10 protein-coding genes are annotated in these 14,032 nt (G+C 53.6%); 2 read left to right on the forward strand and 8 right to left on the reverse strand.

The features are described from left to right. The first annotated feature begins 17 nt into the window (after window positions 1–17). On the forward strand, window positions 18–896 hold the full coding sequence (locus AC0YNV_RS33625) for a tetratricopeptide repeat protein (RefSeq protein WP_210046246.1): 879 nt from the start codon (window positions 18–20) through the stop codon (window positions 894–896). Window positions 897–963: 67 nt separating this feature from the next. Here the strand turns inward: AC0YNV_RS33625 and AC0YNV_RS33630 are convergent, their stop codons facing one another. Beyond that, window positions 964–3,600: a PAS domain S-box protein gene (locus AC0YNV_RS33630; protein ID WP_475771942.1), complete on the reverse strand. Its 2,637-nt coding sequence runs from the start codon at window positions 3,598–3,600 to the stop codon at window positions 964–966. Window positions 3,601–3,931: 331 nt separating this feature from the next. Continuing rightward, window positions 3,932–5,026, reverse strand: a complete 1,095-nt coding sequence (locus AC0YNV_RS33635) for an AbrB family transcriptional regulator (RefSeq protein WP_475771943.1) — start codon at window positions 5,024–5,026, stop codon at window positions 3,932–3,934. A gap of 167 nt (window positions 5,027–5,193) precedes the next feature. Between AC0YNV_RS33635 and AC0YNV_RS33640 the strand changes: the two genes are divergently transcribed. Beyond that, complete coding sequence (locus AC0YNV_RS33640) at window positions 5,194–5,883, forward strand: M15 family metallopeptidase (protein ID WP_475771944.1); 690 nt, start codon at window positions 5,194–5,196, stop codon at window positions 5,881–5,883. A gap of 94 nt (window positions 5,884–5,977) precedes the next feature. Here the strand turns inward: AC0YNV_RS33640 and AC0YNV_RS33645 are convergent, their stop codons facing one another. The 6 genes from AC0YNV_RS33645 to AC0YNV_RS33670 form a co-directional block, all read right to left on the reverse strand. Continuing rightward, a complete protein-coding gene (locus AC0YNV_RS33645; protein ID WP_475771945.1) occupies window positions 5,978–6,805 on the reverse strand; it encodes an aminoglycoside adenylyltransferase domain-containing protein in 828 nt (275 codons plus the stop codon). Then, window positions 6,771–7,163 (reverse strand): VOC family protein, encoded by a 393-nt coding sequence (locus AC0YNV_RS33650; protein ID WP_475772012.1) that lies wholly within the window; start codon window positions 7,161–7,163, stop codon window positions 6,771–6,773. The genes AC0YNV_RS33645 and AC0YNV_RS33650 overlap by 35 nt, the downstream gene beginning before the upstream one ends. A gap of 147 nt (window positions 7,164–7,310) precedes the next feature. Next, window positions 7,311–8,453 (reverse strand): response regulator, encoded by a 1,143-nt coding sequence (locus AC0YNV_RS33655; RefSeq protein ID WP_475771946.1) that lies wholly within the window; start codon window positions 8,451–8,453, stop codon window positions 7,311–7,313. A 34-nt stretch (window positions 8,454–8,487) separates the two neighbouring features. After that, entirely contained in the window at window positions 8,488–11,577 is a 3,090-nt protein-coding gene (locus AC0YNV_RS33660; protein ID WP_475771947.1) for a hybrid sensor histidine kinase/response regulator, read from the reverse strand. Between the two features lie 193 nt (window positions 11,578–11,770). Beyond that, window positions 11,771–12,721, reverse strand: coding sequence for a diacylglycerol kinase catalytic domain-containing protein (locus tag AC0YNV_RS33665; RefSeq protein WP_475771948.1), 951 nt, complete (start codon window positions 12,719–12,721; stop codon window positions 11,771–11,773). Then, window positions 12,718–13,770 (reverse strand): SPFH domain-containing protein, encoded by a 1,053-nt coding sequence (locus tag AC0YNV_RS33670; RefSeq protein ID WP_475771949.1) that lies wholly within the window; start codon window positions 13,768–13,770, stop codon window positions 12,718–12,720. The genes AC0YNV_RS33665 and AC0YNV_RS33670 overlap by 4 nt, the downstream gene beginning before the upstream one ends. Window positions 13,771–14,032: the final 262 nt, after the last annotated feature.

Consider the following 14,032-nt stretch of genomic DNA (forward strand, 5'->3'; position numbering starts at 1 on the left):
CGGGAGGTGCAGACGCTGTGCAGCCTTATCGAATGCAAACGCAAACCCTTCAGAAAATCAATCAGCTGGTCGCTTGGGAACGCTATAAGGAAGCGCTGACCGAAGCCGAGGATTGGGTCCGGAGTGCTCCGGATGATTCCGTGGCGCTCGGCATGCTGGCCTTCGTCTACCAGTTTACCGATACCGGCAAAGCTCTCCATTGGTGCGAAGAGGCCTTGAAGCGCGACCCCGAATTCGAGCTCCCTTGGCGGATCATGCTCGTCATTGCCTACGAACGCAGGGAGTGGAAGAAATTCCTGCAGGTAAGCTCCGAGATGCTGCGGATGTTTCCGGAGGAGGATTATATTTACCGGCTGAAGGGGCAGTATCTGATTATGCATGGCAAGTATGAGGAGGCCCGCGTCCTGCTGGAGCAGGCCATCGCCCTTCATCATTCGGCGATTAACTACGCCGTTCATGCCTATACCCTTGCCTTAACAGGCAAGCATGACGCCTCGAGGGATTCAGAGACGACCGCTCTGCGGGAAGAACCGGAGAATATCGAGGTGCTTCTGTACACGGGCTGGGCCGCGGATCGGCGCGGCGAGCACAAACAGGCGGTAGAGCGGATGAATGCCGCCGTCCGACTTGATCCCGATAATAAACAGTCGCGCACCGAGTATCTGGAAATGCTGCAAAAATCCTATTGGTTCTACCGCATCCTGCTGCTGCCCCGGTTTGTGACCCGATTGAAGAGATGGCAGCTGCTTCTTCTGTGGTTCATTGCTTTTGTGCTGTTCAAGCCGCTGATTCTGCTGCTCATCCTGCTGCATGTTCTCTCTTACTGGACCAGCAAGTGGCTTGTTCATCTCAAGGTGTTTGGCTTCCGCCGGTCTCCCTCGCAGCGGGGAAAATGACATTAAGGCAAATGGAAAGGCCCGGTCAAAGGGATTAGCTGCCATTTGACCGGGCCTTTCATTCTGGTTATGAGGTTTTCCTTCTCGCCACTTCAATGAATTCCGCAATTGTAGCACTCTTGATCGGTTTGCTCATATAGGCATCCATGCCGGCGGCCAGGCACTTCTCCTGATCGCCCTTCAGTGCGTTTGCCGTGACCGCAATAATATAGGGGCAGCTCTCCGGCGGCAGCGTTCTCTTGATCATTTCCGCCGCTTCCAGCCCGTTCATGACCGGCATCTGCACATCCATAAAAATAATATCGTAGCTGCCTGCCCCCGCCATTTGGACAACCTCGCTGCCATTAACCGCTATGCTTGTCAGGTGACCCTGCGATTCAAGCATTTTCTGCAGGACCAGCTGATTGACCTTATTGTCTTCAGCAATCAGGATGTTCAGAGACTGCTGGGTGCTTCCCTGCGCATTTCCCTCCGATTCGGCCCCCTGCAGCTGAAGGGAGGTCTGCTGCCCGGCCTTGCGCAGCCGTACGGTAAAAGCAAAAACGGTCCCCTGCTTATCAGCCTGCTCCACCCAGATTTCCCCGCCCAATAGTCCGATAAGCTTCTTACTGATCGCAAGTCCCAGTCCCGTTCCTTCGGTTTTGCGGATCATGAAATCATCCACCCTGTAGAAGGGCTCGAACAAATGCTTGATTTTCTCCTGCGGGATTCCGATCCCCGTATCCTTAATCACAAATTTAAGCCGGACCTGATCGTCATCGTCCGTCAATCTTTCAATGGAAACCGCGATGCTGCCGTAATCCGTAAATTTAACAGCATTCCCGATGAGATTCATCAGCACCTGCTTGAGCCGCTCGGGATCGCCAATCAGTGTCTCAGGCCATTTGTTCCTGAAGTAGGTGTGGATTTCGAGATTCTTCTCCTGGGCCCTGGGCAGCAGGATGCCGAGCGTTTCATTCAGGCAATCCATAATATTGAAAGGGATCTCCAGCATTTCCGTCCTGCCTGATTCAATTTTTGAAAAATCCAGAATATCATTGATAATATTGAGCAGGGTATTGCCGCTTTTGCTGATGATTTGGACATACTCCTGCTGCTTCTCATCCAGGCTGGTGGATTCCAGAAGAAGATCGGTCATCCCGATCACTCCGTTCATCGGCGTGCGGATTTCATGGCTCATCATGGCCAGAAATTCACTTTTGGCTTTGTTCGTGTTCTCTGCCGCCTCCTTGGCGATCAGCAGCTTCCTCTGCTCCGTAATATCCTTCGCAATAATATACCAGCCCACATTCTTCTTATTGATGATGATCGGCGCCAATGTCGTCAGAACCTCGGTACTACGGCCATCTTTATGATTAAAGGCATTAATTTGCCGTTCGGCCATTATATCATCAGAGAGGATGCGGCTTAATTTGTCGGCGCCGATAAAGACGGACACCTTCATGCCGATCATCTCTTGAATGCTGTACCCGGTAAGCTTCTCGGCCATGGCATTGGTATTGATAATACTGCCTTCCAAATCAAGAGAAAGCACGGCATCATGGTTATATTTCTTTAATGATGTATATCGTTCAATGCTTTCCTGCAGCTTCAGTTCTATCTTTTTGCTCTCTGTAATATCCTGGGTAATCCCGTTCATCTTGACAGGTGCGCCGCTCTCGTCGAAAGTAACCGATACGCGCGTATTCAAGTATTTGACCGATCCGTCAGGCTGCAGAGTGCGGAATTCCACACTGTAGCTGTCGCTTTTCATAGCTCCCTGCAGATGTTTGGGAATCAGCTCCCGATCCTCAGGATGAATCAGCGATAACAGGTCGTCAGGCAAGCGGCCGATGTCCAGGTTCAATATCCTGTATAGCTGGTCGGAAAACCTGATTTCCTGCTGGATGATATCCCAGTCCCAGCTGCCAAGAGCTGCAATGCGCTGAGCCTCCGCCAAATTTTCCTCGGTGTTCTTCCTCTCGGAGATGTCCCGGCTGATTCCAAAAATATTCCGGATCCGGCCCTGCTCGTCCCTGATTATGGTCGTTGTGGTTTCAAACCATAGGTAATGGCCGTCCTTGTGGCGGATCCGGTAGGTGAATATGCCATTATCCGCAAAAGGCGAGGCTTGGATCGATTCCAGATCCTGCGGGTGATAGAGTTCAATATTGCTTTGTCCTACCACTTCTTCCGGCTCGTAGCCAAGCAGCTCACGGACCGATGGAGAACAGTATTGAATGATGCCGTCCGAATTGCTGCAGCTGATAATATCCCAAGCATGTTCAGTTATCAGCCTGTACAGCTCACCGGCCTCCATCATTCCTTGTTCAGCGGCTTTGACTTTACTCCGGGATATTTCCTGAATATAGCATAAAATATATAAAGGCTTATTATCCCTTTTATCACCTGCGAGTGACAGCTGCGTGGAGGTCCAGACCGTACTGCCGCCGCGCGTTCTATATCGTTTCTCCATTTCGAATACAGTCGAATCCCCTTCGAGCAGCGTCCGGATTCCCGACGCTTCCGTCTCTAAGTCTTCCGGATGGGCGATATCCGCAGAAGTGAGTCCTGTCAACTCGTTTTCCGTGTAACCGGTGAGACTGCAGAAGGCAGGATTGACCTTGAGCCACTTTCCACCGATGGACATCACCGCTACACCTATTGGCGCATGTGTATGGATTTGTTCGAAACACGCAACATGATCGATTTGCACCTTCTGCATCCCAAACTCCCCCCCGCGATCCATTTCCATTCTATAATTTCGTTTCACCATATTGTTATAAACAGAACCATCGCCTCATACGAAAAACAGCAAAAAAAGCCCAGCCTATTTCTTTTATTCGGCCTTAAACGGTTATATTCCTTGCACATTTGATGGACAGGTTTATTTCCCTGTTTTCCTATTAGCGCACCTCCAAGCCCGGCTGTTTCCATCCTGTGGCGATGAAGCATATCCCTCTGAAATACAAGCAGCGTATGATGGGATTTCAATCTTCCATGCATCAAAAAAAACCTGTCCACGAAGGACAGGCTGTTTGCCGCATTACCGCTTCCTATTCGCTCAGCCGCTTCTGTCTTTCCGCACTGTAATGAAAGATCATCCGGATTAGCGGCGGCACCGCGAAAAAGATGAAAAATGTGCGGAATAGCTGGTAACCGGCCACCATCGAAAGATCAGCATTGATCTCGTGGGCGATAATGCCCATCTGGTCCATTCCCCCAGGAGCCAGGCTCAGCAGCCCCGTCGAGATAGAGATGGGCTCAAGCTTGGTGAGAAGAAAACTGAGTCCGCAGGCCCCGATCAACAGCAGGACGCCCCCTCCAACAGCAAGGGTCAATGTGCGCAGCTTGCTTGGCAGCTGGCCCGGCTTCAGCAGCAGGCCGACATACGTTCCGATCAGCAGCTGAGCGGCATTAATGAGCGGCGAAGGAAGCAGGGGGCCGTCAAGGCCGGCGAACTGGAGAATGGCTGTTGCGATAGCCGGCCCCAGCAGGAAAGCTGTCGGAAATTTGATTCTATTCCCCGCTATCGCGCATACCGTGCAGGCAGCCGCAAATAGAATCAGATTCGGAAACAGTCCGCTCCAGCTTGCCAGGGCGGCAGACACTGTCCCCCCGCCGGAAACTGCTGCATGCGTCTGTCCCATGATGGAGCTGAAGATGATCACCGGAATGCACAGCACAATCATCATCAGCCGGATAACCTGCGTGACCGTCACGATCGTAATGTTGACGCCCTCTGTCTCCTCTGCCAGGGCGATAACCTGCGTCAGCCCTCCCGGGATGCAGCCCAGCAGCGCCGTCTTGTAATTAATGCCGGACAGCTTGCATACGAGCCAGGCAATGCCTGCGCATAAAGCCAGAAGCAGCACCGTCATCAGCAGCATGATGGGAAGCTGATGGTACATCTGGCGCAGCGCTGCGGCGGTCAGGGACAAGCCGATCGTGTAGCCGACGATAATCATCCCCGTATTCCGGAAGAAGCCGGGCCATGCGTAACGCTCCTTCATCAGATTCGAGCCGATCAGGACGGCGATCATCGGCCCGAGCAGCCAGGGGATCGGGATATGCAGCAGCTTGAACAGCAGCCCTCCGGCAGCAGCGGTAATGAATGCGGTCAATATTCGTGAACGGTTGCTTTTATTCATGTTATGTACCCCGCCTGTCTGTAATATCATGCAAAAAACCACCGCCTGTTCCTGCGCGATGGTTTTAAATATGTCCGTATACCAGAAAACGCGAAACGATTCAAAACCTACTGGCATCATAACAAAGAGACAGCTGATCCGTCCAGTATGATAGAATGAGGCAGTAGATGATTACTGACAACCGGGCTGCAGCAAGCCCGCTGGCTAACGGTTGCAGTGTGGGGACAGGAGAAACCGAAGCGATGCCGCAAAATGATCTCGCACATACCCGGCAGCCGGAGAGACGCCGAAAGCCGGGTGTGAGAGCAAGAAACAAAGCTAAACGCCGCAGAATGTTGATGTGGTTAATTTTAGCAGCAACTGCCGTTAGCCTGTGGAAAGGCACTGAAATAGTTGAGCGGTTATGGCCCTCGCCAGCGCCGGATGTGACCTCGCTGCATCCCATCGTTGCAGCCAAACAGGCTGACCTGATCGCGGCAGCCGCGAAAATCGGAATTGCGATTCTGATTACGGACGGCCTTCGTACGAACGAGGAGCAGAATGCGCTGTACCGGCAGGGACGGGGCAGCAGCGGACAGGTCGTAACGAATGTGAAGGGCGGGGAGTCCTACCACAATTATGGTCTGGCGATCGATTTTGCCCTGCGCACCAAGGATAATGACGTGATCTGGGATCTGGATTATGACGGGAACGGCAGCGGCCGCCCTGATTGGCTGGAAGTGGTGGACATCGCCAAGGGGCTTGGCTTCACCTGGGGAGGAGATTGGGAGGAATTCCGGGATTATCCGCATCTGCAAATGGATTTCGGCTACTCCATTCAGGAGCTGAGAAGGGGCGGGCGGCCGCCCCAGGAATGAATAAGGCTGCTTGAACCCGATGATCGCCGCCATGGTGACGAATACAACGATCCCGTATGGGCGAAACGTGATCATTCTGCGCCCCGCTTCAGCATCAGACAGCTTTCTGTATTTCGATGCTCATATAGGCAGCGAATTCCGTTAATTCTGATCTTCCCGCTTCGATGCTGTCCGTTAATCCGGCATAAACATCCAGGCATTGCTGAATTAACGGGTGATATGCGCCGGGAAGCGTCTTTATCCCCCAGTCTCCGCCTTCTTTCTTGGAGGATATGACGCCTTCCTGGAGAAAGTACAATACTCTGCAGAGGTTCAAGGTCATGTATACCGGGTTTTCCACGATATGTTCGTAAGCGTTCTCAATATCATAAAGAACGGATGCCACATAATACTGGCACCTGACAGGCTGGAACAACGCTCGAAGCGGCTGGCCGTACAATGCCGTCCCCCGATCGTAAGCAACCGCATACTGTGCGGCCAGATCATAATCCCCGTAATCGCTGCAGCTGTAGTTTTCATCCGTTTGATACTTTTCCCGGTGGAATTCAGAGTAATGGAGTTCTACGGGAGTGGGGTAAACAAAGTCTGTCAGCTCCGATTCCAGGACAACACTCAGCTCAATTCCGCCTGCACCGGGCAGCTCATCGTTAAGGGCTAATATCTTCCGGACGATCTGTTTGCGATTCTCCACGGTCAGCTTCTTCCTGGCAACCACCAGCAGATCGATGTCGCTGCGGCCCGGGTTAAAGCATCCCATAGCCAGTGAACCGTGCAAATAAACGCCGGTCAGATTATCTTTCATGGCTTCTTTAAACAGCGCTGCGATCCTGTTCAAATCATACGGAATATCCAGCCTGGATCCCCCTCCCTGGCCCTCGTCCTGAAGCTCACAATTCCGGCTGGCGCGCGGCGTTGAGTTCAATGATATTGCGGTCCGGATCGAGCAGGAAGATCTGGGCAAAGCCGGTAATGCTGTTCGGGTTGGCTTTATGCTCGATATTTTGGCGCTTGAGCCAGTCGATTGTCTGCTGATAATCATTAACGCGGATGGCAAAATGACCGTCGCGCGTATCGATGGTGCGGGTCCGCAGCGTCTCGCCATCGTGCACAATCAGGTGGAGCTGCTGGCCAGTCTCTCCGACCGAATACCATGCGCCGGGAAAATCAAACGGCGGCCGCTGCATTTCCTGCAAACCGATGATTTCTTCATAGAAAGCCTTCGCCCGCTCAAGATCGGTCACAATCAAGCTGACATGATGAATGCCTTCAATCTCGAAAATTTGCTGGTTCATGATTTTATCCCCCTTGTAATCTCGTTTATCATCATCTTATCACAAAGATTACCGCAATCGCTTACTGGATCTGCTCCCTGCGCATGGATATCCGTTATCGTGCCAACCTGCATGTTCGCCGGGAAAGCTCTTCTATCAGGGGCTATGGTGGACTGCCTGCAGCTGCTGGTACTGCTCGGTAACCTGTTGATCCGGCTCGATGCCCAGATCCAGGCGGAGCAGCTGTCTGTACGATTCGTAATAGTCTCTCATTTCCCTGTAATCCTTGAGCTGAGAATAAGCCTTCAGGATAAGCAGACAGAGCTCTCTGTCATAAGGCTCCCTCTCCTTCGCCTCCTGCAGCCGGTGAAGCGCCTGGAGCGCCTGCCCCGTTGAGAGCTCGTAACGCGCCATATCCAATGTGCCCTGTATAAACAGAATCTGCAGCCAGCTGCTCCTGGTCTTGGCCCATTCATAGTCGTGTTCCTCCAGATATTCGCCGCGGTACAGCTTCAGCGCGTAATCGAACAGAGTCTGGTTCTGCCTGTTTATGCCCGTCTGTCCATCCAGTATGCTTTCGAATTGCTCGACATCCGTAATAATCCCCTCCCCAAACAGAGCATAGCTCTCGAGGGCGAACTCCACGGAGGCTTGGATTCCCTGCTCCTTGAGCAGCTTGCGGATTCGATAGATGGAGGTATGCAGATGAGTCACGGCCTTATCCTGCTCGTAGCCTGCCCAGAGCGTTTCCGTGAGCTGCTGCTTGGGGATCCACTCGCCTTTGCGGTGCAGCAGATAGGCCAGCAGCTCCTGGGATTTCAGCGTGCGGAATTTGAGCCTGTCCCCTGCTTGCCGGCCTTTGCTCAATTCCAGGCGCTTAAAGCACAGCACTGTGGGACTCTCCATCGCGGGCTTATCCTCCTGATGGCTCTCCCTGCCGCTTAAATACGCGCATATCCGATCCATGGTCTTGGAAAAACGGCTGGGATCTATCGGCTTCAGCAAATAATCCAGCGCATTCAGGTCGAATGCCTCCAGGGCATAATCGGCATACGCAGTCACGTAAATAATCCGGATGCTGCGATCAAGCTCCTGTATACGTTCCGCAGCATCCAGTCCGTTCATTTCCGGCATCCCGATATCCAGGAAGACAATGTCCACTTTCTCCCTGCCTATATGCTCAAGCCCGGCCTGTGCGGTCAGATAAGCCCCCGTCATTTCAACGCGGCCGTCGCTGCGGATCAGCCGTTCCAGTTGAATGAGAGCCGGCCTCTCATCATCAATCAATATCGCGCGCATGAGTCTCACTCCCTGCTGTAATGTATATGCCAGATTACGGTTTCGGCACTTCAAATGAGACCGTCGTGCCGCGCCCCCATTCACTGTCGATGCGCAGTCCTTTGCCATAAAGCGTCAGCAGGCGGCTGTGAATATTGATCAAGCCAACGCCACCTTTCTTCGATTCCATCAGGAGGGAGCCGAGTCTGTCCGGCTGGATGCCGACACCGTCATCAGTGACGGACACCTTCAAGGCATGCTCCGTCTCTTGAATGACAATCCTGATCGTTCCTCCATCCGCCTGCTGCATAATGCCGTGCCTGACGGCATTCTCCACAATCGGCTGGATGCTCAGAGGGGGGACAAGGGTCCGGCTCTGCTCATCGATATCGTATTCGACCTGAAGCCGTTCCTCGAATCGGGCTTTCTCCAGAAACAGATAAGATTGAATCAGCTCCAGTTCCTTGTGCAGCGGTGCCAGCTGTTCCCGATTCTGAAAGTCGAAGCTGCCCCGCAGATAGCGGCTCAGCTCAATTAACAGCTGCATGGCTTTTTCGGGATCGTCGGGACATACGGCAATCGTGGTATTCAGCGCATTATAGAGAAAATGAGGCTTGATCTGTGCCTGGAGAAACGCCATCTCTGTGCGAATGGCCTGCTGGACCGACTTGCGCAGCTTCAGCAGGGTACCGACACGGGCTCTGAGCTCGCCCGCTTCCACCGGCTTGCTCAGAAAATCATTTGCCCCCGCCTGAAAGCCTGCCTGAACATCCTCCGCCCGGCTCCTTGCCGTGAGCATCAGCACCGGCAGCTCGAACAGCGAGCAGCGGATGCGGATCGCCCGGCACAGCTCAATCCCCGACATCCCCGGCATAATCCAGTCCGTGATGACCAGATCCAGATGCGGAGTGGCGGCGATCACGGCCAGCGCTTCTTCCCCGTCATAAGCCCTAATGACCTTGTAGCCGGTGATGCTCAGCAGATTTTCCAGCACCTGCAGGTTAACCGGGTTGTCGTCCACAACCAGAATGGTGCCTTCGTTGTTCGCCGGTTCTTTCACCTTGCTCATGGCCGGGGCCGGCAGCGCGGCATCCGACTCCAGGTCCGGTGACAAGGAAGCCGCCGCTTCCTGACGGGCATCTCCCGCCATGAGGGAGGACCTGGTACGGGAAGCGGCTGGCAGGGTGAAATGGAATACAGCGCCCTGCCCCGAATCCGATTCCACGCCGATCTGACCCCCTCCTAGCTCGACCAGCCTTTTGGTGATGCTCAGTCCAAGCCCTGTGCCTCCATACTCCCGGTTCCCGGCATGGCTGCCCTGATCGTAGGCTTGGAATATATCCTCAAGCCGTTCCTTCGGAATTCCCGCGCCTGTATCGGCCACCTCCACCCTCACATAGGCTCCTTGCGCCCGCGCCGAGATGCGGATTTCTCCCCTTGGCGTATATTTCACCGCATTGCCCAGCAGGTTGTAGAGGATTTGCCGAAGCCTCTCCTCGTCGGTATCCAGAAGCATCAAATTCTCCGGCCAATCCTGAATGAAGCGGATATCCTTGACCCCGGCCAGATGCGCAATGACCTCCAGCACCGATTGAACAACAGAAGGCAAATCCACTTCCTGGCGGTAGAGAATGACTTCCCCGTTCTTCAGCTTCGCAAAATCGAGGATATCGTTGATCAGGAAGCTCAGGCTTCTTCCCGTTGCGGCGATCGTAGCCAGATCCCGGCTCTGTTTGCTGCTCAGCACCCCTCCAGCTCCCTCCAGCAAGGAGTCCGCCATGTTGATGATGCCATGCAGCGGCGTACGAAGCTCATGCGAGGTGTTGGCCAGAAATTCATCGCGCAAGCCGTCAATGGTGAGCAGTCTCCTGGACAGCTGCCTTACTTCGATGAACGTTTTCTCGAATCGCCGGGCCATCAGAAAGGCCTGTAAAATAATAAACATCAGCATCTCGTAGGGAACAAACACCTGATCGTCCAGCAAGCCAAGGACATTCAGGCAGCTTACGGCCACAAGAACCAGAATGCTCGCCATGCTGAGCAGAATATAATGCGCATCCTCTCTCCGGTGGCGAATGCCGTGGATCAGATGATAGATGCCGTAGAGAAGCACAATCTGCGAGAATGCCGTCATCATAACACTGCTAACGGCAAACAGCCCTATAGGAATGACGATATTGATGAGCAGCAGAATCCCCATCAGGATGTTGATGGCAAGATAAAACCTGGCATGGAATTTCCCCGTGCCGAATGCGAGACCGTAACGGAACAAGCAATAATAGGCGATTACCGGGGAAGTGGCCTGCAGCTTCATCACGAGCTCATAGGAAAGCCCGGGCAGCAGATTCGCCACCAGCTTCTCCCCATGGGTCAGTACATAGACCAGCGCGCTGACACAAAATGCGCCGATAAAAAGCAGTCCCTGCTCCTCTCCCCTCCGTGCGCGATAGATGACCAGAAAATATAAAGCCAGAATCGACATGCCTACAGCAGCGGCAAGATCAGCGGTCATCTTCCACTCTCTGCTCACAACGATGGCAGTCTGGTCACCGAAGAGAATCGGATAGATCATACCGCCCGTCGCATAGCTGTAGTTGGATACCTGAACCAGGATATCCGCCATATTCCCCTCTACCTCGGCAAACCCTACATAGGGAATGTTGCCCTGCCCGCCCTTCCGGTTCAGCGCACCCGGATCGCCGCTGTTTCCGACCTCGCGGCTGTTGATGAAAATCCGGTTGGCCATCCTGATATTCGTCGTATGTATGCCGTACAAATCCGTTCCCGTCTCCTTGTCCGGCAAACGAATGCGCAGGCGGAAAGTGCCGTAGCCTGTCGCGGCCTCTTCGCCGTTCTCTGACAGATAATCATTCCAGTCCCCCGGTATTACCGCTCTAACCGGATTTTCCGGCCTGACCCCGTTCCGGAAATCAGCCGGCTCCAGCAGCTGTCCACGGTAAAATTCCCATTCTCCGCCAAGACTCACCAGACCGTCCTTGTCAAACTGCCAACTCGAAAGGTCCATAATGCCTGCTTTCGCATGCACCTGTCCCTGTTCCTCCAGCATCAGATGAACAAACCAGAATATGGGTAATATGAGAACGAACGCAATGCCCGCGACAATGCCGATCAATTGATTCTTCATTCTTAGGCAGCTCCATAACCACAGTTGTTCACATTCGTAAAAGATACCGCTTGTGCTAATATTTAGGGTACCACAGCCTTAATGGACACACCAGATATGATTGCAAAACATTGGAAAAACTCATGAGACTGACTGCCATCATGTACCGTTATACCTTGCGCGAGGCACCGAATCCGGCAGTCCTGCCGCCGGGCTATACCACCAGATGCCCCTTCTTGTCCGCAACGCCAATCACGGCCTCAATGCCGGAGTTGAATTCCAGAAAGTCGCTTTCCACGCCGTCGCTGAAGATGATGCCGTTCTCGGGCATTTGCGACGTGATGCGCAGCGGGCAGTCTGCCGCAATCTGCCCGAAGACAAGCCCGGCAGCAGTCGTCCTGCTCGGGAACGGCTCCCTGACCGTGAAATAAAGATGCGGCGCATCCCATGCCATGGTCCGGCTTGCATGCTCCGGCTCCAGCGCGAGCTGCTGCTGTGTGGCACTGCGGACAATGCCCGCGGCTCCGGTCAGAACGCTTTTGAACCAGCCGGTAGCGCCCATGCCCGTGGAAACAATGACGCCGCTGGAGGATTGCTGCTCGGTCAGCTCGCCCAACGTCAGCTGGTAGCGGGCTGACACATGCGTTTTGCGGCCGATGAACAGATCGTTCACTCCGTACAGGGTTTGGCCGTCATTAAGCTCCGCCTTCGCCAGCGTCACCTCCTTGATGCTCCGGCGTTTATGCAGCACATCCGGTACGATCAGCCGCAAATCCTTGACCGTAAAGGGGAGCAGCACGCCATCCCACCGCAGAGGGTCCGGATTAACACCAATAACCGGACGCTCCGTCACATATTTAAGTGTATTGGCGACCAATCCGTCCTGGCCCAGAACAACAATGGTATCCTGCCCGCCAAAGATGAAATTTGGCAGATACTCACGCTCGATCACCTGTACCCGGCCAATGGGCGTAAGCCCGGCAAGCGCCTCGGCAGCCGCCTCGCGGTAGCGCTCATCTTCTATTATATAGTCGCTGAAATCCGCACCCAGCCGTTCAATGGTAAACTTTGCCTGCTGGATCGTATTATAGCGGACAACCAGCTCTTCGAGGCGGGTTTTGCGCTTGACCAAAATGATCTTGTGCTCCATTGTCCGACTGCTCATCGCGCACCAGCTCCCCTTGTTTCCGTGCCTCCTCCGGCCGGGGCCGACATTAACCCCTGCAGCAGATCCGGCGTAATATTCAGCTGGCCGATCTTGTCCGCGTTCTCCGCAAGCTCCTGGAAGGCGATCGCAATCAGCTTATCGGGCTTCATATCCATGTTGGTAAGCGACTGCAGCACATTCGGCGCAACACCCTGCAGCGAGTTCATCACCGCAGCAAGCTCATATGCCCTGGCATCCGCTTCGGCTCTCTTATTGGCAGCGGCCAGCGTGATTAATTCCTGTTTGCGCTCTTCAAGAGCCGTATCGAACTGGAGCTGCTCCTTTTTCATCTCATTTTGCTTATGCTTCACGCTGCGCTCGGCGTCAAGCTGCGCTTCGCGGATTTGCTTCTTCTTCGTTTCTACGGCGATTTCGGTGCTCAGCTCGTTTTCCTTCACGCGCCTCTCCTGTTCGATGGAAGCATTGCGGCGCTCATACAGCGCGTCATCCGCGCTGCGGAGAATGTCCTCCCGCGCCTGCGCCTCAAGCGCCCTCATCGTCTCCTTATTCGGCAGAATCGCCAGAATGGACAGGCCCATGATCTCGATGCCAAGCTTCCCGATCTCCTCATTCTTCCCGATCTCTCCCGAAATGCTTTGCGCCAGCCGCTCGCTCGATTGGATCGCTTCCCGCAGCTGCATCCGCTCCAGATGCTTCTTGGTCAGCACCTTCGCGATATTGATGACACGCTGCGCCAGCCTGGCGGGATCGTCGGAGATATAGCTTTTGCGGCGGAGATTGTACGTGTAGTTCAGAATTTGCATCGTTTTATGGTAGTCCACAATCCGGTAGGTCAGCTGGCCCTGCACCGTTACCGTCTGGTAATCGTTCGTAATTTCTTCGAACATGAACGGTACATCAATCGAGGATACAGGCAGGACAACAACCGAGGTTGTAGGCGCATAATAGTAAAAAGAAAGGCCGATTCCTTCCCGGATCACCTTCCCATCCCTCACCTTGATCACATAATCGCTTGGCTGAAACTTCACAAAATTGAATCCGAACATGGCGAAAACCTCACTTTCTTCTGAATGAATGGAATGATCAAAACGAAGCCGCTGCTTCCGGCAATCAGGGTGAGCAGCTGAAATGGCTGCTTTCCAATATTTCATATTGTCATTTTGATGTTATAAGGATGATAACATACCGTTTTGATAATATCAATACGACATTTATAAGATTTCATGAGCGTGGGTGTGGCAGTCATTGACTTATGTGGATATAGCCGTCGGTTTTAATCCAGTTAAGCAAACAAAAACCACATGGAGA

It is taken from the genome of Paenibacillus sp. JT31N11 (assembly GCF_056269285.1).

Excerpts from the sequence above, each read along its gene's own strand:
- AC0YNV_RS33630 (WP_475771942.1), bottom strand. The coding sequence starts at position 3,600 with ATGCAGAAGGTGCAAATCGATCATGTTGCGTGTTTCGAACAAATCCAT.
- AC0YNV_RS33635 (WP_475771943.1), bottom strand. The coding sequence starts at position 5,026 with ATGAATAAAAGCAACCGTTCACGAATATTGACCGCATTCATTACCGCT.
- AC0YNV_RS33640 (WP_475771944.1), top strand. The coding sequence starts at position 5,194 with ATGATTACTGACAACCGGGCTGCAGCAAGCCCGCTGGCTAACGGTTGC.
- AC0YNV_RS33655 (WP_475771946.1), bottom strand. The coding sequence starts at position 8,453 with ATGCGCGCGATATTGATTGATGATGAGAGGCCGGCTCTCATTCAACTG.
- AC0YNV_RS33660 (WP_475771947.1), bottom strand. The coding sequence starts at position 11,577 with ATGAAGAATCAATTGATCGGCATTGTCGCGGGCATTGCGTTCGTTCTC.
- AC0YNV_RS33665 (WP_475771948.1), bottom strand. The coding sequence starts at position 12,721 with ATGAGCAGTCGGACAATGGAGCACAAGATCATTTTGGTCAAGCGCAAA.
- AC0YNV_RS33670 (WP_475771949.1), bottom strand. The coding sequence starts at position 13,770 with ATGTTCGGATTCAATTTTGTGAAGTTTCAGCCAAGCGATTATGTGATC.